The following is a 23,492-nucleotide window of genomic DNA, read 5'->3' as shown; positions in this document are numbered from 1 at the left end:
ATGAAGCAAGACAAGTCACTCACCGCCCTGTTGTGGATCGTTGCGGCGGGCTTTTTCATGCAGGCGCTCGACGGCACCATCGTCAATACGGCGTTGCCGGCCATGGCCGCCAGCCTCGGCGAGAACCCGCTGCGCATGCAGCCCGTGGTGGTCGCCTATTCCCTCACGATGGCCATGCTCACGCCCGCGTCGGGCTGGCTTGCCGACCGCTTCGGCACGCGCCGCGTGTACTTCGTCGCCATTCTTCTCTTCGTATTGGGCTCGATCTGCTGCGCCATGGCGCACACGCTGCCACAGTTGGTCGTGGCGCGCGTGCTGCAAGGCGCGGGCGGCTCGATGCTGCTGCCGATCGGCCGGCTGGCCGTGCTGCGGACCTTTCCCGCCGAGCAATATCTCGCCGCGCTGGCGTTTGTATCGATTGCCGGGCAGGTCGGTCCGATGATGGGCCCGGTGCTGGGCGGCTGGCTGGTCGAGGTGTCGTCGTGGCACTGGATCTTCCTGATCAACGTGCCCATCGGCGTCGTCGGCAGTCTGGCCGTACGGCGCTATCTGCCGCGACCCGCCAAGGAAGATGTGATCGAGACCGGCTTCGACTGGATTGGCTTTGCCATGCTGTCGGTGGCCATGGTGTCGTTCACGCTGGCGCTCGATCATCCGTTCCCGCAAGCGGGATGGGCACCGTCGGTGGCCTTGGCGCTGCTGTGTGTGGCGACGACCGTCGGCTACTGGCCCTACGCGCGCCGAAGCGCTGCGCCGCTGTTTCCGCTGGAGCTCTTCGAGACACGCAGCTTCAGTCTGGGACTGCTCGGCAATCTCGTCGCACGGATCGGCAGCAGTGCGGTGCCGTTCTTGATGCCGCTGTTGTTGCAGGTCGGCATGGGCTACAGCCCGCTCATCTCGGGCCTCACGATGTTGCCCATGGCGCTCGCCGGGATCGTCGTCAAACGGATGGTCACGCCGCTGGTCAAGCGCTACGGCTACACGCGCTTCCTGATGGTCAACACAGCAGTGGTGGGCGGCTCGATTGCCAGCTTCGCGCTGTTCGGGCCGGGCTGGCCGATGTGGCTGGGCATTGTGCAACTGGCTGTGTTCGGCGGCGCGGGCTCGATGCAGTTTGCAGCCATGAACAGTGTGACGCTCAAGGATCTCGGCGCGCGTCGCGCCAGTGCGGGCAACGGCCTGTTCTCCATGGCGCAGATGCTCGCACTAGGGCTGGGGGTGACCATCGGCGGTCAACTGCTGGCGCTCTTCGGCCATCTGGCGGGCGAGGCGGGCGAACTCGGCATGGGCGGCACGGTGGCCGGCTTCCGGATGACGTTCGTGTGCGTCGGCCTGATTACGCTGGCCTCGGCGTTGGTGTTCCGCCGGGTGGAAGAGCAGCGTCCGGCAGTCGCAGGTGTGGCAGGGCAGTAACCGATAGCGCAGTACTCGGGCAGTCACCACAGCGATGACTGCCCGTGCGTCACGCCGGGCTTACTTCTTCGCCAGCGAGCACTTCGATTCGGCCAGTGGCGCGAATGCCTTGTCGGCCGGAATCGTTTCGAGAATCTTGTAAAGATCCCAGTCCCCCTTCGACTCTGCGGGCGTCTTGACCTGCACGAGCAGCATGTCGTGCACGAGCTTGCCGTCTGCACGGATATGCCCGTTGCGAATCACCGGATCGTCGATCTTCATCGTCTTGAGCTTGGCCATCACGGCGTCTGCTTCGTCGGTGCCGGCCGCCTGAACCGCCTTCAGATAGTTGAGCACCGCCGAGTAGACGGCTGCCTGCATCATCGTCGGCATCTTCTTGTGCTGCGCGTAGAAGCGCTGCGCGAAGCCGCGCGAACGGTCGTCCTGATCCCAGTAATAGCCGTTGGTCAGAATCATGCCTTGGGCGTTCTTCAGGCCCATGCCGTGCACTTCGGTAATGAGCGAGAGCAGTGGCGTGAAGACCTGTTTGCTGCCCTGAATCATGTTGAACTGCGACGCCTGCTTGACCGTGTTGAGCGTGTCGGTGCCCGAGTTGGCCAGTGCAATGACCTGAGCGCCCGAGGTTTGTGCGCGCAGCAGGTACGACGACATATCGGGCGAGTTGACCGGGTGCTTGACCGAGCCGACGACCTTGCCGCCCTGACGCGTGAGGATTTCGCTGGCGTCTTTTTCCAGTGCCTGACCGAACGCGTAGTCGGCGGTGATGAAGTACCACGACTTCAGGCCGCGGCGCAGCAGTGCCTGCGATGTGGAGTTGGCCAGCGCGTAGGTGTCGTACATCCATTGCACGCTATGCGCCGTGCACTGCTCGTTGCTGATGGCCGACGAGCCGGCACCGGTAACCAGGGCGATCTTTTTCTTTTCGTCGGCGATGCGGTCGACGGCGAGGGCGACGTTCGAGAAGGTGAGGTCGGTGATCATGTCGACCTTGTCGCGGTCGTACCACTCGCGCGCGATGGTCGCGCCCGTGTCGGTCTTGCCTTGCGAGTCGGCCGAGACGAGTTCGATGGGCGCGCCGAGTACCTTGTGGTCCTTGGCAAAGTCGTCGATAGCCATGGTGGCGGCGAGCACGCTGCCTTTGCCTGCGTTGTCGCTCGACACGCCCGACAGGTCGGTGAGCACGCCGATCTTGACGACGCCGTCGGAAATGGCTGCTGCGTGAGCGGCCGGGGCGAAGCTGGCGGTGAATGCGCCGAGGGCGAGCGCAGAGGCGGCACACGCAATCGCGCGCCGGATAAGGGTGGGCATGGCTTGTCTCCGATATTCGAGTTATGTCGACCCGCTGCACCGTCGTGATGCCGGCAAGGTCTGGAATATCTTAAACATCTCGTAATCGATTGCGCAATCCGTAAATTTTCTAGGCGTTGCAAGGCGGGTGCGGTGCCCGGCCGAGCCCTATTGCGCCCTATAATGCCGTCGATTCGTCGGGCACTCTGGTCACCATGGACACACAAAACAGCAAGGCAATGTATCGAGACATCTCCGCCTACAAGGCGGGGAACACGGGCACCGACTACGTTCATCATTTCGATTCGGGGCTGCCCGGGCCGCATTTGCTGATCAGTTCGCTCGTGCATGGCAACGAGTTTTGCGGCATGCATGCCGTCACGCATTTGCTGGACCGGGGCGTGCGCCCGGCGCGAGGCAAGCTGACGTTGCTTTTCGCCAACGTCGAAGCCTACGAAAGCTTTGACGAATCGAAACCCTTCGCGAGCCGTCAACTGGTGCACAACCTGAACCGGATCTGGTCCGACGAGTATTTGCAGGGGGAATCGGATAGTCCGGAAATCCGGCGCATGCGAGAACTGGCCCCGTTCGTGGACGCGGCAGATCACGTGCTGGATATTCACTCGACGTCGCTCGATGTCCCGCCGTTCTGGGTGTACCCGGATGCGCAACGCAACAGCACGCTGGCCGAAGCCATCGACGTGTGCGGCTTGCATCTGATCATGCCGAAGGGGCTTGGGTCGGGCACGCCGTTGATCCAGTTCGGGCGATTTGGCGAAGCTGCCTCAACGGCGGGCGCTGCCGTCGTGATCGAGTGCGGGCAACACTTCAAGCCTTCCAGTGCCGCAGTGGCTATTGCCGCCGCGACCAAATTCCTCACGCACTTCGGGCTCATTGAAGCGAGTGAGGCAGGCGACGCTGAGCCGCAGCCGAGTGCGCGACGCCGTTTCGAACTGGTGGAGACGCACGTGGTGCAGACGCCGGAGTTTCGCTTCGCGCGCCCGGTCATCGGGTTCGAAGTGTTCGGCAAAGATGAACTGGTGGCGACGGACGGCGACAAGCAGATTGTCGCGCCCTTCGATGGCTGCACGGTCATCATGCCGACGCGTGAGCCCATCGTGGGCCGTGAAGCGATGTATCTGGCGCGCGAGCGCGTCTGAGCGACGCGTGAAGCGTTGATGCTGTTGCCGGGCAGCGGATGTTGCCGATGCCCGGCAATTCAGTTCGAACGTGCTTCGGCGGTGTTACCCGTCGCAGCGAGGCGTCGTTCCTTGCGCACTGGTCGCGATGGCGCGGCCGATGCTGTCCGTCAGTTGGCCGACCAGCTTGCGCTGCGCGGCGACCACTTCAGGAATGCCGCCCGATGCGGGCTCCGTGCCGTTGAAACGGCACGTCAGCACCACGTCGCCCGGCACACGGCGCACCGTCCAGACGGCGGTGAGCGCAGCCTGTTCGCCGGGTGCCGACTCGAAGCGTTGCACCGACGTAGACAGGCGATAAACCGTCACGCCGTCAGCGCGTGGCAGCCCATACACATCCATCGCACCGAGACGTTGCGTCAAGCCGCGCGAGATCGTCGACGTCAGCTCGTTCTTGAGCGGTGCCGCCCAGCGCGAAGCTTCCAGAATATCGACTTGTCCGCCGCCCTTGGTCACCACGATCTGCGGGCGGTCGACCTGCTCGGGTACGGCCACCGGCGACACTTCGATGGCATACGGCGTCGCGGGCGCGTTGGTCCCTACATTGACCGTACTGGCCGTATTTGAAGCGCCACCTGCGCCCGCGAGCGTGTAGAAACTCGGCGTTGGCGACGCACAACCCGCCATCGCCAGCACCAGCCCAGCCATCGTTGCGGTGGCAGCCGACGCAACGGCGCGGCGACCCAACATGCTTCGGGAGCTACGGAACATATCGGTCGGCCTCATCATGGTTGCGGATCCTTCGGTTTGCCGCGCAGCAGCGCTTCTGGGTGCTGTTGCAGATAGTCGGCGAGCGTGTTGAGCGAGCGCAGCGTCTTGGTCAGTTCCTGCATGGCCTGACGCACATCCTGCTGCACCGGGGCGTCTTCGGACAGCGTGCGCTCGGCGGCACCGAAACTCTTCTTCGCTTCGCCCAGCGTTGCCTTGGCTTCCGGCGCGATCTCGGTATCGAGTTGCTTGAACAGCCCCTGCACGCTGTCGAGCGTCTTGTCGAGCTTGGCCAGCGACGAGTTGAGATTCTGTCCGATGGTATCGAACGGAATCTTGTCGAGCTTGCCGGCGATGTCGGCAATCTGAAGCTGCAACTGGTCGAGCGTGTTGGGCACGGTCGGCAGCACGAGTATGCCGTCGACATCCTCGGCCTTGGCTGGCGCGACATTCGGGAAGAAGTCGAGCGCCACGTACAACTGGCCGGTGAGCAGGTTGCCCGTGCGCAACTGACCGCGCAGACCGCGCGCCACCAGCGCGTTGAGAATCTGATGGCTCGCCAGCTCGTTCTGCGGCAGGTTGTTCTTCGCGTCGCGACGGCGCAAGCGATCCGGATACAGCTCGACCGTCACCGGCATGGCGATGCGCTTGGTGGCCTGATCGAATTCCACGCCGATGGAAGTGACTTCGCCGAGCGTGATGCCCCGGAAATCGATCGGCGCGCCCACCGCCAGACCACGCAGCGATTGCTGGAAGCGGAACACCACGCGCACCGGATGCGTATCGGGTGCCTTCATGGCGGTCGATTCGTCCGGCGCGAGGCGGAATTCCTGCCCCGGCTTGGCCATGACGCCTGCCCCGGCGTCCGACGGTGCCTGGAAGGCGATGCCGCCGATGACGACCGACGCGAGCGACTGCGTGTTCACTTGGAAACCGCTCGAATCGAGTCGCAGATCGATGCCGCTGGCATGCCAGAAGCGCGTGTTGGTGCCCACATATTGATCGTACGGGGCCTGCACGAAGACGCGCAGCGTGACGCCCTTGCCATCGGCATCGAGCGAATAGGCTTCGACCTGCCCGACCTGAATGCGGCGATAGTAAATCGGTGAGCCGATGTCGAGCGAGCCGATATCGGCCGCGTGCAGAATGAACGGCTTGCCGGGCTGACCGCTCGACACGACCGGCGGCACTTCGAGACCGACGAAGTGATCCGCCGTGTCTTTCGTTTTGCCGGCATCGGCACCGATGTAAGCGCCCGAGAGCAGCGTGGAAAGGCCCGAGACGCTGCCACCGGCCACGCGCGGACGCACCACCCACCAGCGCGAATCCTTGACGGCGAAGCGCTTGGCGTTCTTCGTGAGATCGACCGTCACGCGCACATACGAGAGGTCATCGGAGAGCTCGATGTTCTTCACCGTGCCGATGTCGACTTCCTTGAACTTGACCTTGGTCTTGCCGGCTTCGAGGCCTTCGGCCGTCTTGAAGTCGATGGTGACCGTCGGGCCGCGCTCGACGATGACTTTGGCCACCAGCGAGAGCCCGATTACGGCAGCGACGAGCGGAATCAGCCAGACGAGCGACGGGGCCCAGCGCTTGCGCCGCTCGATGGCGGGCGTGGGCAAATCGTCGGCACCGGCCGGCGGTTGCTTCGCGTCGCTGTTGTTTTTCTCGTCTTTCGGGTCAGTCATGGTCGTCCTGTTCGGTGTCGTCGTCGCGGATCTGGTCCCAGATCAGGCGCGGGTCGAACTGCATGGAGGCCAGCATGGTCAGCACCACCACCGAGCCGAAGGCCACGATGCCGGGGCCGGCTTGAATCACGGCCAGTGACTGGATATTCACGAGCGCGACCATCAGTGCCACGACGAAAACATCGAGCATCGACCAGCGGCCGATGAATTCGACCATGTGATAGAGCTTCGTGCGTTGATGCGGTTTCCAGCGGGCACCGCGCTGGGCGGTGAAGCACAGCAGCGACAGCGCAATGAGCTTGAGCATGGGCACCAGAATACTGGCCGTGAAGACCACGATGGCCAGATCGTATTCGCCGCTGGTCCAGAAATAGATCACGCCGCTCATGATGGTGTCGCTGGAGTTACCCAGCAGCGAGCGCGTCTGCATCATGGGCAGGAGGTTGGCGGGAATGTACAGGATGGCTGCCGCGATCAGCAAGGCCCAGGTGCGCGCCAGACTGTCGACCTTGCGCTGGTGCAGCACTGCGCCGCAGCGTGGGCAGCGCTCCTTTTCCACCGTTTTGACTTCGCGTGCGAGCCGGCCGCAGACGTGGCAGGCCACCAACCCGGCCGCTTTCGCCGTGAGGTACTTCATCGGGGCACCGTCCCGCGATCGTTGCGGGCACGGTCAATGGCCTTGGCGCGGGCGTCTTGGGCGGCCGGGTCCGGCGTGCGGTCGATCAACTGCCATAGATTGCGCAGGTCATACGAGAGCACCATCGCGAGAAATACGGTGAGCGCACAAAAGGCCCAGAGCGCAATGCCCGGCAACACGCTGGCCATGGCCGAGAGCTTCACCAGCGATACCAGCACGCCGAGCATGAAGACTTCGATCATGCCCCACGGACGGCAGAACTCGATGGCGCGCATCACGGCAAACACGGCGCGCGGCCGGCGGCCGACCGAGAGCGGTGCGATCAGGTGCACGAGCGCGAGCAGTTGCGACAGGGGAAACAGCACCGTCGTCGCGAACACGAGCAGGGCCACCAGCCACATGCCCTCGCGGTAGAGCGCCCAGGCGGCGCCGATGAGTGTGGTTTCGGTATAGATGCCTTGCACCTCGATCTCGACGATCGGGAACGCATTGGCAATGGCGAAGACGATCAGACACGTCACCGTGAGCGCGAGCACGCGCGACAGGCGAAGGTCGGGAGAGCGATAGAGCACCGAGTGACAGCGTACGCAGCGGGCAGTCTCGTGCGGCGGGAGATCCATGCGACGGTGCAGAGTGTCGCAATTGGGACACGCGATCAGGTCCGTCACATCATCTACAGGGGGCAATGTATCCATTACCTTCGGGGGACGGTGACCAAAGTGACGCTCAGAATACCAAATTGTTGGGGAAGTTCCCACGTTGTGCACTGCAACGACATTTTCGGCATGGTTTGTGCTAAGTCACGGAAAACGCAGAACACTTTGCTCTATACTCAACAGACTCCCGCAAAGTTTCCAAAGATTTGAGGAGAATTCCCCCATGCTTAATATGTCCAGGCGCCAGTTCCTCAAAGTGAGTGGCGCAACGCTGGCAGGGTCCAGCCTGGCAATGCTCGGGTTCGCACCCGACGCTGCGCTGGCCGAAGTTCGCCAGTTCAAGCTCGCGCGTGCGACCGAGACCCGCAACACCTGTCCGTACTGTTCTGTCGCTTGCGGCATTCTCATGTACAGCTACGGCGACGGTGCCAAGAACGCGAAGAAGAGCGTTTTCCACATCGAAGGCGATCCCGATCACCCGGTCAATCGCGGCACACTGTGCCCGAAGGGTGCCAGCCTGATCGACTTCATCCATAGTCCGAGCCGCCTCAAGTACCCCGAGTACCGCAAGCCCGGTTCCGACAAGTGGGAACGCATCTCCTGGGACGACGCGCTCGATCGCATCGCCAAGCTGATGAAGGCCGACCGCGATGCCAATTTCGTCGAGAAAACCGACGACGGCATGACGGTCAACCGCTGGACCACGACCGGCATGCTGGCCGCGTCGGCGTCGAGCAACGAAGTCGGTTATCTCACTCACAAAGTCATCCGCAGTACCGGGATGCTGGGATTCGATAATCAGGCACGTGTCTGACATGGCCCGACGGTGGCAGGTCTTGCCCCGACGTTTGGCCGTGGAGCGATGACGAACCATTGGGTCGACATCAAGAACGCGGATCTGGTGCTCATCATGGGCGGCAACGCAGCCGAGGCACACCCGTGCGGTTTCAAATGGGTGACCGAGGCGAAGGCGCATAACAAGGCGCGTCTGATCGTCGTTGACCCGCGCTTCAACCGTTCGGCATCGGTCGCGGATTATTACGCCCCGATTCGTACCGGCACGGACATCGTCTTCCTCGGCGGGTTGATCAACTACCTGCTCACGAACGACAAGATTCAACACGAATACGTCAAGAACTACACCGACTTCACCTTCCTGGTGAAAGACGAGTTCCAGTTCGAAGACGGGCTGTTCTCCGGCTACAACGCCGAGAAGCGCACCTACGACCGCAGCTCCTGGGATTACCAGAAGGGCGCGGACGGCTTCGTGCTCACCGACCCCACGCTGCAACACCCGCGCACGGTCTTCCAACTGATGAAGCAGCACTACTCGCGCTATACGATCGATATGGTCGAGCGGGTGTGCGGCACGCCGGCCGACAAGGTCGAGTACATCTTCAAGCAGATTGCCGAGTGCTCGACGCCTACGCGCACGATGACCATCCTGTATGCACTGGGATGGACGCAGCACTCGATCGGCTCGCAGATCATTCGTACCGGTGCCATGGTGCAGTTGCTGCTGGGCAATATCGGTGCGGTGGGCGGCGGCATGAACGCGCTGCGCGGTCACTCCAACATTCAGGGGCTGACCGATCTGGGGCTGATGACCGACTTGCTGCCGGGCTACATGTCGTTGCCCAAGCAGGCCGAGCAGTCTATCGATCAGTACCTGACGGCCCGCACGCAAAAGCCGCTGCGTCCGAACCAGCTCAGCTACTGGCAGAACTACCCGAAGTTCCACGTCAGCCTGATGAAGGCGTGGTGGGGCGACGCGGCCACGGCCGAGAACAACTGGGCGTACGACTATCTGCCCAAGCTCGACAAGCCCTACGATCTGTTGCAAGTGCTGGAGTTGATGAACAAGGGCAAGATCACCGGCTACATCGCACAGGGCTTCAACCCGATCGCGGCGGCCCCGGCGAAGGTCAAGTGGGATTCCGCACTGGCCCAGCTCAAGTTCCTGGTCATCATGGACCCGCTCGCGACCGAGACGTCCGAGTTCTGGAAGAATTTCGGCGAGCACAACAACGTCGATTCGAGCAAGATCCAGACCGAGGTGTTCCGTCTGCCGACGACCTGCTTCGCGGAAGAAGACGGTGCACTCGTCAACTCCGGGCGCTGGTTGCAGTGGCACTGGAAGGGCGCCGAGCCGCCGGGTGAGGCACGTAGCGACATCGAGATCATGTCGGGCCTGTTCCTGCGCCTGCGCGAGATGTACAAGACGCAGGGCGGCAAGTACCCCGACCCGATCGTCAATCTCTCGTGGCCATATGCACAGGCAGAGAGCCCGTCGCCGGAAGAAATCGCCAAGGAATACAACGGCAAAGCGCTCAAGGATCTGGTCGATCCGAAGGACCCGACCAAGGTTACGCGCAAGGCCGGTGAGCAATTGGCCGGTTTTGCCGAGTTGAAGGACGACGGCAGCACGTCATCGGGCTGCTGGATCTTCGCGGGTTCGTGGACGCAGGCCGGTAACCAGATGGCACGCCGTGACAACAGCGACCCGACCGGTATCGGCCAGACGCTGAACTGGGCGTGGGCATGGCCGGCCAACCGGCGCATTCTGTACAACCGCGCCTCGGCCGACGTGGCCGGCAAACCGTTCAACCCGAAGCACAAGCTGATTTCGTGGAACGGCAAGTCGTGGGTGGGCGCCGACGTGCCCGACTTCAAGGTGGATGAAGATCCGGCCGGCGGTATGGGCCCGTTCATCATGAACCCCGAAGGCGTGGCGCGCTTCTTCGCGAAGGCGGGCATGGCCGAAGGGCCGTTCCCCGAGCACTACGAGCCGTTCGAGACGCCGCTGGGTTACAACCCGTTGCATCCGAAGAACCCCAAGGTCACAAGCAATCCGGGCGCCCGCGTGTTCCCGGACGATCTGGCGACGATGGGGACTGCGGATAAATTCCCGTATGTGGCGACGACGTATCGTCTGACCGAGCACTTCCACTACTGGACCAAGCACGCGTTGCTCAACTCGATCATCCAGCCCGAGCAATTCGTCGAAATTGGCGAAGCGCTGGCCAAGGAGGTCGGGGTGGTGGCGGGCGACACGGTCAAGGTGTCATCGAACCGAGGCTTTATCAAGGCCAAGGCGGTAGTGACCAAGCGGTTGCGGGCGCTCCAGATCGACGGCAAGACCGTCCATCACGTGGGCATTCCGATTCACTGGGGCTTCAAGGGGGTCGCCAAACCGGGCTTCCTTGCGAACACGCTCACTCCGATCGTCGGCGACGGTAACTCGCAGACACCGGAAGTGAAGTCGTTCCTGGTGAAGGTCGAGAAGGCATAGGGAGGCGCCATGGCATTGCAATCACTTGATATCAAACGGCGCTCGGCGACCACGCTGCCGTCGCCCTCGGTGCGTGAATCGCACACGGGCGACGTCGCCAAACTGATCGACGTCTCGAAGTGCATCGGCTGCAAGGCTTGCCAGACCGCATGCATGGAGTGGAACGATCTGCGTGACGAAGTCGGCGAGAACGTGGGCGTGTACGACAACCCGCGCGACTTGTCGGCGGACTCGTGGACGCTCATGCGCTTCACCGAGTACGAAAACCCGAAGGGCGACCTCGAGTGGCTGATCCGCAAGGACGGCTGCATGCACTGCGAGGACCCAGGCTGCCTGAAGGCCTGCCCGTCGCCGGGGGCGATCGTGCAGTACGCCAACGGCATCGTCGATTTTCACGAAGAGAACTGCATCGGCTGCGGCTACTGCATCACCGGGTGTCCGTTCAATATTCCGCGCATCTCGCAGAAGGATCACAAGGCGTACAAGTGCACGCTGTGTTCCGACCGTGTGTCCGTGGGGCTTGAGCCGGCGTGCGTGAAGACGTGCCCGACCGGCGCGATCATGTTCGGCACCAAAGACGCCATGAAGGATCAGGCGGAAGAGCGCATCGAAGACCTGAAGTCACGCGGCTTCGACAATGCCGGGTTGTACGACCCGGCCGGGGTGGGCGGCACGCACGTGATGTATGTGCTGCACCATGCCGACAAGCCGTCGCTGTACCACGGCCTGCCGGATAACCCGCGCATCAGCCCGATGGTCACGTTCTGGAAGGGCATTGCGAAACCGCTGGGCGTGGCCGCAATGGCGTTCACCGCGATTGCCGGCTTCTTCCACTACATCAAGACCGGTCCGAACGAGACGACCGAAGAGGATGAAGAGGAAGCCCGCCGGTACGATGCATCCCGCAAGGGCGATGACCCCGGCAATGGTCCGAAGGGTGTCGCCACGCACGAGGAGGTCTGACGATGTCGCAAGAACCTAGCGAACGTGAGGTCCGTCCGGGGCAGCCGGACCATGAGGGATATCCGTCCTACACGGGGCATCAGCACCATCCGAAGGACGATCTGATTCAGCGTTACAACGCGGCGGAGCGCATCAACCACTGGATTGTCGCGGGCACGTTCATCCTGCTCGCGCTGTCCGGGCTGGCGCTGTTCCATCCGTCGATGTTCTGGCTCACCAATTTGTTCGGTGGCGGGCCGTGGACGCGGATTCTGCATCCCTTCGTCGGACTGGTGATGTTTGCCGGTTTTGTGTGGCTCGCACTGCGGCTTGCCCGCTACAACAAGTTCGAGTCGCGCGACCGCGAGTGGATGATGAAGATCGGCGATGTGCTGAACAATCGCGAGGAGAATCTGCCGGAAGTCGGGCGTTATAACGCCGGGCAAAAGCTGCTCTTCTACGTGATGGTGCTGTGCATGCTCGGACTGCTCGCATCGGGGATCGTGATCTGGCGCGCGTACTTCGCGTTCTACTTCCCGATCTGGGTGATTCGGCTCGCCTCCGACGTGCACGCGGTGTGTGCATTCGTATTGATTTGCGGCATCATTACGCACATCTACGCGGCGATCTGGATCAAAGGGTCCGTGGGTGCCATGACACGTGGCACCGTGACTCGCGGCTGGGCGTGGAAACACCATCGCGCCTGGTACAAGCAGCTCAACAAGTAAGTCCGGCCCCGGTGGCTGGACGCTCCTACGAGGCCAGCCACCTTGCAACGCATCCTTCAACCCGGACAGATCGAGTCCCTCGATCGCACCGCTATCCCCCGTCTTCGCATGCCGCAACGCGCCGAGATTTTTTCGGCACGTGCGGCACGTTTGCGTCAGCTTGCCGAAGGGCATCCGCTGGGCGACTACCTGCGGCTAATGGCCGCACTGGTCGATGCGCAGCGCAGCGAGATCGAGAACTTTGTGGCGGAGCGTCCGTCTGCGGAATCGATTGCGCAGGCGCAGCAGCATTGCATGCCGCTCGTGCCGGCCAATAGCGGCTATGAGGTCGGCCGCTGGAAGCCGTTGCTCACCCCGTTGCTCGATGCCGTGGCGGCACAGGCCGACTTGCCGCCGGCGGTGCGCGGCGTGCTCGATCGCATTCGCAATGCTGACGCCGCCACGCTGGACACGGCCGCACAGTCGCTGCTCGCCGGGCATGGCAAGGGCGTGGATGCCGCGAGTGCACCGTTCCTGATGGCGGCACTGCAAGTGCTGTGGACAGGTGTGGCAAGCACGTTCGATGCCGGTGAAGTGCCGATGCTCGACGTGCCGAACATCTGCCCCGTGTGCGGCACGCTGCCGGTGGCGAGCGTGGTGCGCATCGGTGGTGCTCATGAAGGCTATCGCTACCTCGCGTGTGGTCTGTGTTCGACCGAATGGCACATGGTGCGCGTGAAGTGCACGCATTGCGAAGCGAGTGAGCACGTGGCGTATCACGTGGTCGACAAGCAGGGCGAGGCGAGCGCCAAGGCTGATCTTTTCGCGCAGGCTGCCCACCCGGCGCAGGCTGCCAACGCCGCCGCCGGGACCCCCGAGTTGACGGAATCCGGCAGGCCCAAACTCGACGAAGCCGCCAAGCGCGTGGCGTCGTCGCCCAGCCGTGCCGAGTCGTGCGACGACTGTCACAGCTACCGCAAGATTTTCTATCAGGACAAAGACCCGTTCGTGGAACCGGTTGCCGACGATCTGGCGAGCCTGGCGCTCGACGTGTTGATGGGCGAAGCGGGCTACGCACGCGCCAACGGCAATCCGTTGCTCTGGCAAAACGCCGAGGAGTAACGACATGGCCGAGGACGATCTTGCGCCGGTAGGCGCGGCAGAGTTGCCGTCGCTCGACCGGTTGTTGGGCATGCCCGATTTTCAGGCGGCGCTCGCCGACTTCGGACGCACGCAGGTCACTGCGACGCTGCGTGCCGATCTGGACGCTTGCCGTGGTGAAGCGCTTGCCGGGACGTTGTCGCGCGACGCGTTGGCGCCCGAAGCCTTTGCCGCGCGTGTGACGCGAACGTTGGTCGCACGCAATCGTGCGACGTTGCGTCCGGTGTTCAACCTGACGGGCACGGTGCTGCACACCAATCTTGGCCGCGCGTTGCTGCCCGAAGCGGCGGTCGATGCGGTCATGCAGGCGTTGACGTCGCCTGCCAATCTTGAGTTCGATCTGGCAACGGGTGGCCGCGGCGATCGCGACGATCTGATCTCGCCGCTGCTTTGCGAGCTCACAGGCGGCGAAGCGGCCACGGTGGTCAACAACAATGCGGCGGCGGTCTTGCTGATGTTGGCGACGTTGGCCAAGCGGCGCGAAGTGGTCGTGTCGCGCGGCGAGCTGGTGGAGATTGGCGGCGCGTTCCGCATTCCGGACATCATGACGCACGCGGGCGCCAAGCTCGTTGAAATCGGCACGACCAATCGCACGCACGCGGCAGATTATCGCAATGCCATCGGCGAGAAGACGGCGCTGCTGATGAAGGTGCATTGCAGCAACTACGAAGTGACGGGTTTCACCAAGAGTGTGGACGTGGCGGAAGTCGCTGCCATTGCGAAACCGCATGGCATTCCGGTTGCGGTGGATCTGGGCAGCGGCACGCTCACGCCGCTCGAGCGATGGGGCCTGCCGCACGAAACCACCGTGCAGGAGACGATCGCCGCCGGTGCCGATCTTGTGACGTTCTCGGGCGACAAGCTGCTTGGCGGTCCGCAAGCGGGCATGATCGTCGGCCGCAAGGACCTCATCGCCAAAATCAAGAAGCACCCGCTCAAGCGGGCGTTGCGCGTGGGCAAGCTCACGCTGGCGGCGCTTGAGCCGGTGCTGCGTCTGTATCGTGATCCTGAACATCTGCCCGAGCGCCTGACGACGCTGCGTTTGCTCACACGTACGCGCGCCGAAATGGCCGCGCAGGCCGAGCGACTTGCGCCGGTGCTGGCGCAGTCGCTGGGCGATGCCTATACCGTTGCCGCCGCACCGATGGTGAGTCAGATCGGCAGCGGGGCGTTGCCTGTTGAACAACTGCCGAGCTATGGGTTGGCGATTGCGCCCGCAGGTGGGGGCAAGCGCGGCAGCGGACGCGCGCTGGCCAAGCTTGAGGCGGCGTTGCGCGGGCTGCCGTATCCGGTCATCGGACGTATTTCCGACCAGACGTTGTGGCTCGATCTTCGCTGCCTTGAGGCGAGCGACGAGGCGTGCCTGACGCTGCAATTCGCGGAGTTGCGCGCATGATCGTCGGCACGGCGGGTCATATCGACCACGGCAAGACGAGTCTGGTGCGCGCCCTGACCGGCGTTGACACCGATCGTCTGAAAGAAGAAAAGGCGCGCGGCATTTCCATCGAACTGGGCTATGCGTATACGCCGTTGCCCGATGGTGAAGTGCTCGGCTTCATCGATGTCCCGGGTCACGAGAAGTTGATTCATACGATGGCGGCGGGCGCAGTCGGCATCGACTTCGCGTTGCTGGTCATCGCGGCGGACGACGGCGTCATGCCGCAGACGCGCGAGCATCTGGCGATTCTCACGATGTTGGGCGTACGTCAGGGTGTGGTGGCGCTGTCGAAGGCGGATCGGGTCGATATTCCGCGATTGGGCAGGGTCAAACGCGAGATCACGCAGTGGCTCGCGAATACGCCGCTGGCGGATGCGCAGATCGTGCCGGTGTCGGCGACCACGCCGGGCGATGCGGGCGTCGCGGTGCTACGCGATCAATTGACGCATGCGGCGCAGGCATTGAAGGCGGCGGGCAATGCGGCGCGCCGTGACGATGCGCTGTTCCGTCTGGCCGTCGACCGGGTATTCACGCTGGCGGGTCATGGCACGGTGGTCACCGGCACCGCGTTCGCCGGCACGGTGCGCGTGGGCGACACGTTGACGGTGATGCCGCAGGGCTTGCCGGTGCGTGTGCGCAGCATTCATGCGCAGAACCGTGCCGTCGAAGCTGGCCGGGCAGGGGAGCGTTGCGCGTTGAATCTGGCGGGTGTGGAACGCGATCAGATCAACAGAGGGGACTGGATTGTCGCGCCGGGACTCTCGGCGCCTTCCACGCACGTGGACGTCGAGTTGCATTGGCTGGACGGCAATGCACCGCTGACGCAATGGTTTCCGCTGCACGTGCATCTGGGCACGACGCACGTGCAGGCACGTACGGTGCTGCTCGATGGCGACACGCTTGCGCCGGGCGGCACGATGCGTGTGCAACTGGTATTCGACACACCGGTGTGCACCATGCCGGGTGACCGGTTCATCGTGCGCAATCCGCAGGCGACGGCAACCGTCGGGGGCGGTCGGGTGCTCGATCCGGCGGGGCCGGAGCGAAAGCGGCGTTCGGCGGCGCGGCTGGCGTGGCTCGATGCCATGGCGCGATCGTTGGATGGCGACGGTCTCTCTGGGCTGCTGGCGCAGTCCCCGCAGGGGCTGACGAGTGCACAGGTGACGGCGCTGACAGGGTTGTCGTCGGCGACGTGGCAATGGCCGTCGGATGCCATGGTACTGGCAGCGGCAGACGGCGAGTCGTTGGCATTTGCGCCGCAGCCGTGGGAGGCGATGCGCACGCGCGTGCTCGACGTGCTGCGCGACTACCATGCGCGATTGGCCGATGAGCCGGGGCTTGATGCTGCGCGTCTTGGACGGATGACGTGGCCGGCGCTGGAAGCGACGCGTTGGCGCGCGATCGTACAGGCGCTGGTGGCCGACGGTTCGTTGACACGTACTGGCGCGTGGCTGCATTTACCGACGCACCGTGTGGAAATGAGTGCGGAAGAGACGGCGTTGGCAGAGGCGTTATTGCCGCGCATTGCGCAGGGCCGATTCGATCCGCCGTGGGTGCGCGATCTCGGGCGCGACGTGAGCGCGCCGGAAGAGCGGGTGCGCGTGGTGCTGCGCAAACTGGCGCGACAGGGGCGGGTGCATCAGATCGTCAAAGACTTGTTCTACGACGATGCTTGCGTGCAGGCGCTGGCCGAATTGGTGGCGCAAGGCGATGGCCGGATAGAGGCCGGCGGGTTCCGCGATGCGACGGGTTTAGGGCGCAAGCGGGCCGTGCAGATTCTGGAATTCTTCGACCGCGCGGGCTATACTCGCCGCGTTGGCGATACGCATGTGCGGCGTCCCGGCGTGGTTTGGGGCACGGCATAGCAAAAACGCCACGCGAGGTTTCGCGTGGCGTTTTTATCGAGATCAACGCGATATCGATACGTTTTCGTCAGACCATCATTTCGTTACACGAAGGAAGGCATCCGTATCCGGTGATGCGGCCGGGCTTCAAACCCGGTTGGGGGCGTCAGCCGTTCCCAGGTAGGTTCGACTCCTGCTGCTTTCCGCCATAAGACTTTCAGCGGCTTCTGCGCCTGCCGGATATCGCCCGCCGTGTCAGTCTTATCGGTCCCCGCTTTCGCGCGCAAATCTCGTAGCTGAAATCCTTCGTTATCGTCATCGTCACCGGCGGCGGGGTGGCTGCATGGCGCCGGTGCCCGATGCACTGGGACGTCAGGCTGGGCGATAGGCGCTGGTGATTTGGTGTTAGCAATTGATCTGTGTGGCTTGCTTTCACTGGGTGTTATGGAGGAAAAGCCGCTCTTAGAGCAGCCGTCAACATTGATTATTTTCCCGATCTGATTAATTATTTGGTCGGGCATATTGTTTTAATGTGTTTTGATGTTTTCTCGTTGAGTAATTTTAATTATAAAAATAATTTTAATTACTGTTTTTATAAAATATATAAGCGAGATTTTCTGAACACACCTCCTTCGGAGGCGTAGCACCTGGGCGCAATTCAATGATTTGAATACTACCGGGTGCGCGCGGCGCCCCGTATCTTCAAGGGGGTACTCATGCGTTTTCTGGCAACTGTCGTGTTTGCTGCGTTGACCGTGGTGGCCGCATCTCCCGCTTTTGCGGCCGCGCCGGATTCGCGTTTCGACGCACTCGCCAATCTGCCATTCAATGGCGGGTATCCGACAGCGCAGGGGATCGCGCAACTCAAGGATGAACTCACGTTTCAGCGCGGCGTGCAGGCCTACATCTGGGCATTGCCGGCACTCAACATGTTGGGTATGCAGCGCGGTTCGGAGAAGACGTTCGGCAAGGGCTACAACGTGTTGCCCATCTGGAAAGACCGACTGAATGCTAAAACGCTGGTAACCACACCGAACTCGGACGTTATTTACGCGATGGGGTATCTCGACCTCAAGGCGGACGGCCCGATGGTCATCGAAGTGCCCAAAGGCCTACAAGGGATTCTGGACGACTTCTTTCAGCGCCCGATTTGTTCTGAGGGACCGATCGACGGGCGTGTCTGGTGCGGCGACGTCGGCCTGCCCGGTCCTGACAAGGGGCAAGGTGGAAAATATCTGGTGCTGCCGCCGGATTACAAGGGCGAGATCCCACAGGGATATTTCGTGCTGCGGTCGCGCACTTATGGCGTATTCGTTTTCTGGCGCGGTTTCTTCAAAGATCCGTCCCAACTCGACGAGCCCGTCAAGGTGATGGAGCAAACGCGCATTTATCCACTGGGCAAACAGGCCGAAGCGAAGCCAATGCAGTTCCCGAACGCTTCAGGCGTGCCGGTCAACATGTTGTATCCCACGGACGGAAGCGCGTTCGACCTGCTCGCTCAGTTCTTCGAGAACGAATACGCCGATCCGGCCGATATGGAAATGCGCGGCATGCTTGCCGCCATCGGCATTGAAAAGGGCAAACCCTTCAAACCGGACGCCCATACGCGCAGCCTGTTGGACAAAGCCGCCAAAACTGCCGCCAAGATGGGGCACGCCATCTCCTACGAGCCGCAGGCGATCGTGGAGAACGGCACCTGGTATCCGGATCGCCGCTGGCTCAACGTTTTCCCGGGCAACGCCACGTTTACCGCACCAACATTCAACTACATCGATGCACGCACGGGTTTCTTCACCAATGCCTACTCCACCAGCCCTGGCATGGCTGTTGAGATGGTCAACGTCGGCGCCAAGTATCCCGCGACCTTTGTCGATGCGAAGGGTGCGTTTCTGTCCGGCGGCAAAGCTTACAAGCTGAGTCTGCCCAAGGACGTTCCGGCCGCGTTGTTCTGGTCCGTCACGATCTACGATTCGATCACAGCATCGGGCGTCGATAACGGTCAGGCCTTCCCCTCGATCAACACGATGGATAAGCCCGCACAGAACGCCGACGGCAGCACCGATATCTATTTCGGCCCGAGTGCACCGGGCACCGGCAAGAACTGGCTGAAGACCCTGCCGGGAAAGGGCTACTTCGTAATCTTGCGTTTGTACGGGCCGACCCAGGCGTTCTTTGACAAGACCTGGAAGCCGGGTGATCTGCAACCCACCAAGTGACACTTCATTTTTGGGGCGTACATGTTCAAAGCACCGAAATCAATGACCGTACTTGCGGCATTCACTTTTAGCGTGGTCGGCACGCAAGTGCATGGCGCACCCGAGGCGCTACCGTTCGGCAACGTCCAGATGGACGGAACGCTGCCCGCGCGCAGCGCCGTCCCGGGGTTGTTCGCAGAGCTGGATTTTCAACAGGCGACGCAAGCCTACCTTTGGGCGCTGCCGCTTGTGGCTTATGCCCAATGGCAGAAAGAGTCCTACGAAAAACTCGGTGCAAAACCGAATGACCTGGTGGTCTACACCACGTGGAAAGACAAGCTGGGCATTCTCACGGCCAATGCGACAACACCGTACATTCTCGGATTTTCCGAGCTGGATAAATCCGGACCATTGGTCATCGATATGCCGGCCGGCCCGACAGCCGGCGGGGTAGGTGACTTCTGGCAACGGTCCATGATCGATATGGGACAGACCGGGCCAGATAAAGGCCGAGGCGGCAAGTATCTGATCCTGCCACCGGGTGTGAAAGCCCCTGCGGACGCGAAAGGGTATTACGTCGCACAGTCGCAGACGAACAACGTGTTGCTTGGCTTCCGGGTACTCGAGCCCGACCCGGCGAAAGCAAAAGCTATCGTCAGCAAGATCAAAGTGTATTCGTACCGTGATCGCCAGTCCCCACCCAATATGCGTCTTGTTTCGCCAGACGGCCGCGACTGGTCGGGCACCCAGCCAGATGGCATGGCCTACTGGCAGCGCTTGCACGAGATCATCCAGCGCGAGCCGGTGAACGAGCGCGATCGCTTTTACATGGCGATGCTGGCAAACCTCGGGATCGAGAAGGGCAAGCCTTTCAGTCCCGACGAGCGTCAACGCAAGGCGCTGGAGCAAGGCGCCACGGCAGGCAAGCTTCTGGCGCAGACGAATACCTACGCGAAGCGATTTGAGAACGTGAACCATTGGCCGGACCGGCGCTGGGAATATGCGTTGTTCATCAAGGACCCGTCGCAACGCGTGGCCAACTACGATCAGTTGCTTGAGCGCACGGCGTGGTTCTATGAGGCGGTGACAGACACCAAGGGCATGATCTCCTCTACACCAGGGCTGGGACAAGCCTATCTGGGCGCGTACACCGACAAGAACGATGCCTGGCTCGATGGCGGCAAGAACTACAAGTTGCGTGTTGCCGCGAATCCGCCAGCGAAGCAGTTCTGGTCACTGACCGTCTACGACACTGACACGCGCCGCTTTGTGGAGAATTCCAAGCAAAAATCGGATGTCTCCAGCCGCGAGAATCTACGGAAAAATGCCGACGGCTCGGTGGATCTGTACTTTGGCCCCAACCCACCGCCGGGCGAGGAAAGCAATTGGGTGCAAACCGTGGCCGGTAAGCATTGGTTTGCCTATTTCCGTCTTTATGGGCCAACCGAGGCGTATTTTGACAAGCGCTGGAAGATGGAGGACATCACGGAAGGGTATTGATTCCTGCATGTTCACCCTTTGCCTCACCACGTCCAGCGCAGACCCAGCGTGGCGGACACCGACTGCTGTCTCGTCGCGTCGAGTTGTGTCAGGTAGGCAAGGGTGGCGTAGACGCTCGCGGCTTTATTGAAGCGGCCTGCCACGCCGATCCCGAATTGCGCCGCCGTGCTGTTGGCGCTCGTCACGACTGGCGTCGTGCCGCCAAAGAGAACGCGGCCGTCGTTGCCGAATGCGTGCAGCAAATTGAATAACAAATACGGCCGCAACAGACCCCGCGCACCGTCGTAATTTGCCTCCAGCCGTGCCCCGATGCGGGCCAGCCAGCTATTCACATTGTTGAATCCAACGCTCGAAATCCCATCGTTGAAATCGTCGATCGCCTGACGCTGCCAGACGATTTGCGCCTGCGGTTCGAGCGCCAACGTTTCGGTCAGCGCAATCGGCCATCCGGTTTCGAGGGAGGCCGCCAGCCCTTTGCCGTGAACGCTCTGGTTCAGCCCGCTGATCGGCTTCGATTGAAACTGCATCGCGGACGCGAGGACCACGGCGTCGGTATACGCACCGCCCGGCATGACGTGCGTCCAGTAAAGACCCGCGCTGTACATGTCCAGCGCCAATGTGCCCGCGTGGGTGTCGGGCATGCCCAGCGCCAGCCCCTGAACATCGCCCGACGCGCGAGTCCATCCGCCGAGCACACCGACGTGATCGGCATGACCCGTGTCGCTGCGTCCGGCGAAGAGGTCGTGTCCGATTTGGATGCCGCCGATATTGCCGTCGAACTGAGGCGTCACGTCGCCTTTCGCGCGTAGCTGCTCGGTTTGCCCCCAGACCCGGGCCCAGCCATCGGTCAACCACCCACGCTCGTCGAGCAATCCCTGCTGGCCCTGCCGCTCGTGGAATGTCGCCAACTGGGCGAAGCCTGCGGTTCTGCCTAACTCCGGCATCATCGAATAGACCGGAACTTCGATCCGATAGATGGGCAGAGGATCATCACCAGGCTGGAGCGTCGCGGTCGGTGGGGTGCCGATCGCCGCCGTCGGGGGCGGTACGACTTCGGTTTCCGGTTCTCCCGTGACCGGATCGATGGTGGTCACGACAACTTCCTCAGGCGTCGGGACCGTCGAGCGCAGATACCAACTGTTGGTGCTGTTGGCGGTGGTGCCGCCCTTGTAAAGAAAGTACGTGTAGGCCCCCGCGCTGACGGGCGCACCCAGCGAAAACGCCGAGCCTGAGGACGTGGTGCCGCCGACGGCCTGCACGACGGGAATGCCATTGCCTGTCGTGAGCGCGCCGAGGCCGCCGAGATTGTTGATGGCAACGGTGGTACTGCCGCCGATCGTGCCGCCACTCACCGTGAGCGGTGCAACACGTGAACTGTCGTTGCCCAGCACCGAGTCGACGAGAAGCTTGCCGCCTTGACCGGTGTAGTTGCCGGCAATGGTCAGCGTGCCGTTGCCCGAGCCGTCGCCGGGATGAACGGTGCCCAGATTCGTGACGTTGCCGGTCAGCGTGCCGGTGCCCGTGAGGGTAGCGCCCGACGCGACCGTCGTCGTCACGCCACCCAACGTACCTGTCAGGTTGAAGATGCCGCTTTGCATCTGGGCGTTGTTGAAATTGCCGCTGCCGCTCCACGTCCAGTTGTCGCCTTGCGCGAGCAGGGTGCCGAAATTGATGAACGGATTACTAGCTGTCCCCGTGCCTTGCAACACCAGCGTACTCACGGCGCTCGCGCCCCCATCTGCGGTGCCGACGATCTGCGAGCCGGTTTGCAACGTCAATGTGTTCGAGCGGGCCGCCGGGTTCATGAAAATGGCGGTCCCGACGTTGCTCTGGATCAGGCCGGCATTGGTGATCGAGATCGTGCCATTCACGGTGCGCACGCCGTAACCCTGCTGGCTGATGATCTGTCCGCCCGCCTGATTGACAATGGTGCCGGTGAAACCCGCGCCGGTATTCGACACCACGGCGTCGCTGTTGATACCTCGTGCCTCGACATAGCCGCTGTTGGTGAACGTGATGTTGTTGCCCTGCATGAAGACGGTGAACGACCGGCTGGAGGGCGTGCCGCCCGTGGTGATCAGCGTGCCGGTATTGGTCAGCGTGCTCTGCCCGCCCGTCGAGCTCATTGCGCGACTGCCTGAGCCGGTGGCGGTGATGGTCCCGGTGTTCAGGAACGTCGTGAATTGTCCGAGCGATGTCGATTGGCCCCACGACGCTGTCATGCCATAGCTGTTGGGGCCCGAGAGCGTGATCGTTCCGTTGTTCGTGATCGACCCGTTGTTGCCGTTCAGCGCCATGGCGTCGTTGTTGGCACCGCTGGTCGTAATGGTGCCGGTTGCCGTATTGACGAGGGTGTTGCCGTTGTTCTGGCCCAGCATCGCTGCGCCACGTCCTGTCGACGAGGAGCCGGACAGGCTGAGCGCGCCGGCGTTGGAAATCGTGCTGGCGGAGTCGACAGTGATGATGGCGAGATTGGGGGTGCCACGAATCAGGGAAACGGTGCTTCCCGGCGTGACGTTGACGGTAACGTTGGTGCTGCCGCTCTGCGCGAGGACCGCGCCACCGCTTCCGGTGCAGGTGACCGTGGTATTGCTTGACGGGTTCAGATTGTCGCATGCGGCATGGGCGGTGCCGAGCGTGCAAAGCGGAATGGCAAAGAGCAGCGGTTTTAAGGGGGCAGGGCAGGTACGGTTTGCAAGCGCCGTGGCATTCATAGGCACGCTCCCAGGACAATTTTCTTTATTGAAGAAGAAGTCCCCGTGGCTGAAATTTATGCCGTAGGCGCACCAATTTCAATATCCTGTTGTGTCCGTGTCACAGGTGGT

General features: G+C 62.4%; 16 protein-coding genes and 1 tRNA gene. 11 read left to right on the top strand and 6 right to left on the bottom strand.

Going from position 1 to position 23,492, the window contains the following annotated elements:
* The gene (mdtD, locus tag CDV44_RS13135) at positions 1-1,413 is read left to right on the top strand and encodes a multidrug transporter subunit MdtD (RefSeq protein WP_087688407.1); all 1,413 of its coding nucleotides are present in this window, start codon (positions 1-3) and stop codon (positions 1,411-1,413) included.
* A gap of 60 nt (positions 1,414-1,473) precedes the next feature.
* On the opposite strand, the gene CDV44_RS13130 is transcribed toward mdtD, so the two are convergent.
* Positions 1,474-2,721 carry an ABC transporter substrate-binding protein gene (locus CDV44_RS13130; RefSeq protein WP_087688406.1) on the bottom strand — a complete coding sequence of 416 codons (1,248 nt, stop codon included), beginning with the start codon at positions 2,719-2,721 and terminating at the stop codon, positions 1,474-1,476.
* A 194-nt stretch (positions 2,722-2,915) separates the two neighbouring features.
* Here CDV44_RS13130 and CDV44_RS13125 point away from each other — a divergent pair, with 194 nt between their 5' ends.
* Positions 2,916-3,860 (top strand): succinylglutamate desuccinylase/aspartoacylase family protein, encoded by a 945-nt coding sequence (locus CDV44_RS13125; protein ID WP_087688405.1) that lies wholly within the window; start codon positions 2,916-2,918, stop codon positions 3,858-3,860.
* Between the two features lie 84 nt (positions 3,861-3,944).
* Here the strand turns inward: CDV44_RS13125 and CDV44_RS13120 are convergent, their stop codons facing one another.
* Genes CDV44_RS13120 through CDV44_RS13105 form a run of 4 tightly spaced genes read right to left on the bottom strand, consistent with a single transcriptional unit; the run spans position 3,945 to position 7,552 of the window.
* Positions 3,945-4,589, bottom strand: coding sequence for a membrane integrity-associated transporter subunit PqiC (locus CDV44_RS13120; protein ID WP_170935975.1), 645 nt, complete (start codon positions 4,587-4,589; stop codon positions 3,945-3,947).
* Positions 4,590-4,624: 35 nt separating this feature from the next.
* Entirely contained in the window at positions 4,625-6,295 is a 1,671-nt protein-coding gene (locus CDV44_RS13115; protein ID WP_087688403.1) for an intermembrane transport protein PqiB, read from the bottom strand.
* Positions 6,288-6,932 (bottom strand): paraquat-inducible protein A, encoded by a 645-nt coding sequence (locus tag CDV44_RS13110; RefSeq protein ID WP_058379608.1) that lies wholly within the window; start codon positions 6,930-6,932, stop codon positions 6,288-6,290. The genes CDV44_RS13115 and CDV44_RS13110 overlap by 8 nt, the downstream gene beginning before the upstream one ends.
* The gene (locus tag CDV44_RS13105) at positions 6,929-7,552 is read right to left on the bottom strand and encodes a paraquat-inducible protein A (RefSeq protein ID WP_249277533.1); all 624 of its coding nucleotides are present in this window, start codon (positions 7,550-7,552) and stop codon (positions 6,929-6,931) included. The genes CDV44_RS13110 and CDV44_RS13105 overlap by 4 nt, the downstream gene beginning before the upstream one ends.
* Positions 7,553-7,811: 259 nt before the next feature.
* Between CDV44_RS13105 and fdnG the strand changes: the two genes are divergently transcribed.
* The 9 genes from fdnG (at position 7,812) to CDV44_RS13055 (ending at position 20,667) form a co-directional block, all read left to right on the top strand.
* Positions 7,812-10,880 carry a formate dehydrogenase-N subunit alpha gene (gene fdnG / locus CDV44_RS13095; RefSeq protein ID WP_141118729.1) on the top strand — a complete coding sequence of 1,023 codons (3,069 nt, stop codon included), beginning with the start codon at positions 7,812-7,814 and terminating at the stop codon, positions 10,878-10,880.
* 9 nt (positions 10,881-10,889) lie between these two features.
* Positions 10,890-11,843, top strand: coding sequence for a formate dehydrogenase subunit beta (gene fdxH, locus CDV44_RS13090; protein ID WP_058379604.1), 954 nt, complete (start codon positions 10,890-10,892; stop codon positions 11,841-11,843).
* 2 nt (positions 11,844-11,845) lie between these two features.
* The gene (locus CDV44_RS13085; protein WP_249277532.1) at positions 11,846-12,550 is read left to right on the top strand and encodes a formate dehydrogenase subunit gamma; all 705 of its coding nucleotides are present in this window, start codon (positions 11,846-11,848) and stop codon (positions 12,548-12,550) included.
* Positions 12,551-12,601: 51 nt separating this feature from the next.
* On the top strand, positions 12,602-13,651 hold the full coding sequence (gene fdhE, locus CDV44_RS13080; protein ID WP_141118745.1) for a formate dehydrogenase accessory protein FdhE: 1,050 nt from the start codon (positions 12,602-12,604) through the stop codon (positions 13,649-13,651).
* A 4-nt stretch (positions 13,652-13,655) separates the two neighbouring features.
* A complete protein-coding gene (gene selA, locus CDV44_RS13075) occupies positions 13,656-15,086 on the top strand; it encodes an L-seryl-tRNA(Sec) selenium transferase (RefSeq protein ID WP_087688400.1) in 1,431 nt (476 codons plus the stop codon).
* Complete coding sequence (selB, locus tag CDV44_RS13070) at positions 15,083-16,993, top strand: selenocysteine-specific translation elongation factor (protein ID WP_087688399.1); 1,911 nt, start codon at positions 15,083-15,085, stop codon at positions 16,991-16,993. The genes selA and selB overlap by 4 nt, the downstream gene beginning before the upstream one ends.
* Positions 16,994-17,085: 92 nt before the next feature.
* A tRNA-Sec gene (locus tag CDV44_RS28060) sits at positions 17,086-17,181 on the top strand.
* 507 nt (positions 17,182-17,688) lie between these two features.
* Positions 17,689-19,188, top strand: a complete 1,500-nt coding sequence (locus tag CDV44_RS13060) for a DUF1254 domain-containing protein (RefSeq protein ID WP_087688750.1) — start codon at positions 17,689-17,691, stop codon at positions 19,186-19,188.
* A 21-nt stretch (positions 19,189-19,209) separates the two neighbouring features.
* Positions 19,210-20,667: a DUF1254 domain-containing protein gene (locus tag CDV44_RS13055; RefSeq protein WP_212677110.1), complete on the top strand. Its 1,458-nt coding sequence runs from the start codon at positions 19,210-19,212 to the stop codon at positions 20,665-20,667.
* Between the two features lie 23 nt (positions 20,668-20,690).
* Here the strand turns inward: CDV44_RS13055 and CDV44_RS13050 are convergent, their stop codons facing one another.
* A complete protein-coding gene (locus tag CDV44_RS13050; RefSeq protein WP_087688397.1) occupies positions 20,691-23,381 on the bottom strand; it encodes an autotransporter outer membrane beta-barrel domain-containing protein in 2,691 nt (896 codons plus the stop codon).
* Between the last annotated feature and the right edge of the window lie 111 nt (positions 23,382-23,492).

The organism is Pandoraea sp. PE-S2R-1 (genome assembly GCF_002179865.1).
Taxonomy (GTDB): Bacteria; Pseudomonadota; Gammaproteobacteria; order Burkholderiales; family Burkholderiaceae; genus Pandoraea.
Note: the sequence above shows the minus strand (reverse complement) of the source record. Positions and strands in the feature narration are given on the sequence as shown.

Coding starts and splice junctions, on each gene's coding strand:
- mdtD (WP_087688407.1), top strand. CDS start 1: ATGAAGCAAGACAAGTCACTCACCGCCCTGTTGTGGATCGTTGCGGCG.
- CDV44_RS13130 (WP_087688406.1), bottom strand. CDS start 2,721: ATGCCCACCCTTATCCGGCGCGCGATTGCGTGTGCCGCCTCTGCGCTC.
- CDV44_RS13125 (WP_087688405.1), top strand. CDS start 2,916: ATGGACACACAAAACAGCAAGGCAATGTATCGAGACATCTCCGCCTAC.
- CDV44_RS13120 (WP_170935975.1), bottom strand. CDS start 4,589: ATGTTGGGTCGCCGCGCCGTTGCGTCGGCTGCCACCGCAACGATGGCT.
- CDV44_RS13115 (WP_087688403.1), bottom strand. CDS start 6,295: ATGACTGACCCGAAAGACGAGAAAAACAACAGCGACGCGAAGCAACCG.
- CDV44_RS13110 (WP_058379608.1), bottom strand. CDS start 6,932: ATGAAGTACCTCACGGCGAAAGCGGCCGGGTTGGTGGCCTGCCACGTC.
- CDV44_RS13105 (WP_249277533.1), bottom strand. CDS start 7,552: ATGGATCTCCCGCCGCACGAGACTGCCCGCTGCGTACGCTGTCACTCG.
- fdxH (WP_058379604.1), top strand. CDS start 10,890: ATGGCATTGCAATCACTTGATATCAAACGGCGCTCGGCGACCACGCTG.
- CDV44_RS13085 (WP_249277532.1), top strand. CDS start 11,846: ATGTCGCAAGAACCTAGCGAACGTGAGGTCCGTCCGGGGCAGCCGGAC.
- selA (WP_087688400.1), top strand. CDS start 13,656: ATGGCCGAGGACGATCTTGCGCCGGTAGGCGCGGCAGAGTTGCCGTCG.
- selB (WP_087688399.1), top strand. CDS start 15,083: ATGATCGTCGGCACGGCGGGTCATATCGACCACGGCAAGACGAGTCTG.
- CDV44_RS13060 (WP_087688750.1), top strand. CDS start 17,689: ATGCGTTTTCTGGCAACTGTCGTGTTTGCTGCGTTGACCGTGGTGGCC.
- CDV44_RS13055 (WP_212677110.1), top strand. CDS start 19,210: ATGTTCAAAGCACCGAAATCAATGACCGTACTTGCGGCATTCACTTTT.
- CDV44_RS13050 (WP_087688397.1), bottom strand. CDS start 23,381: ATGAATGCCACGGCGCTTGCAAACCGTACCTGCCCTGCCCCCTTAAAA.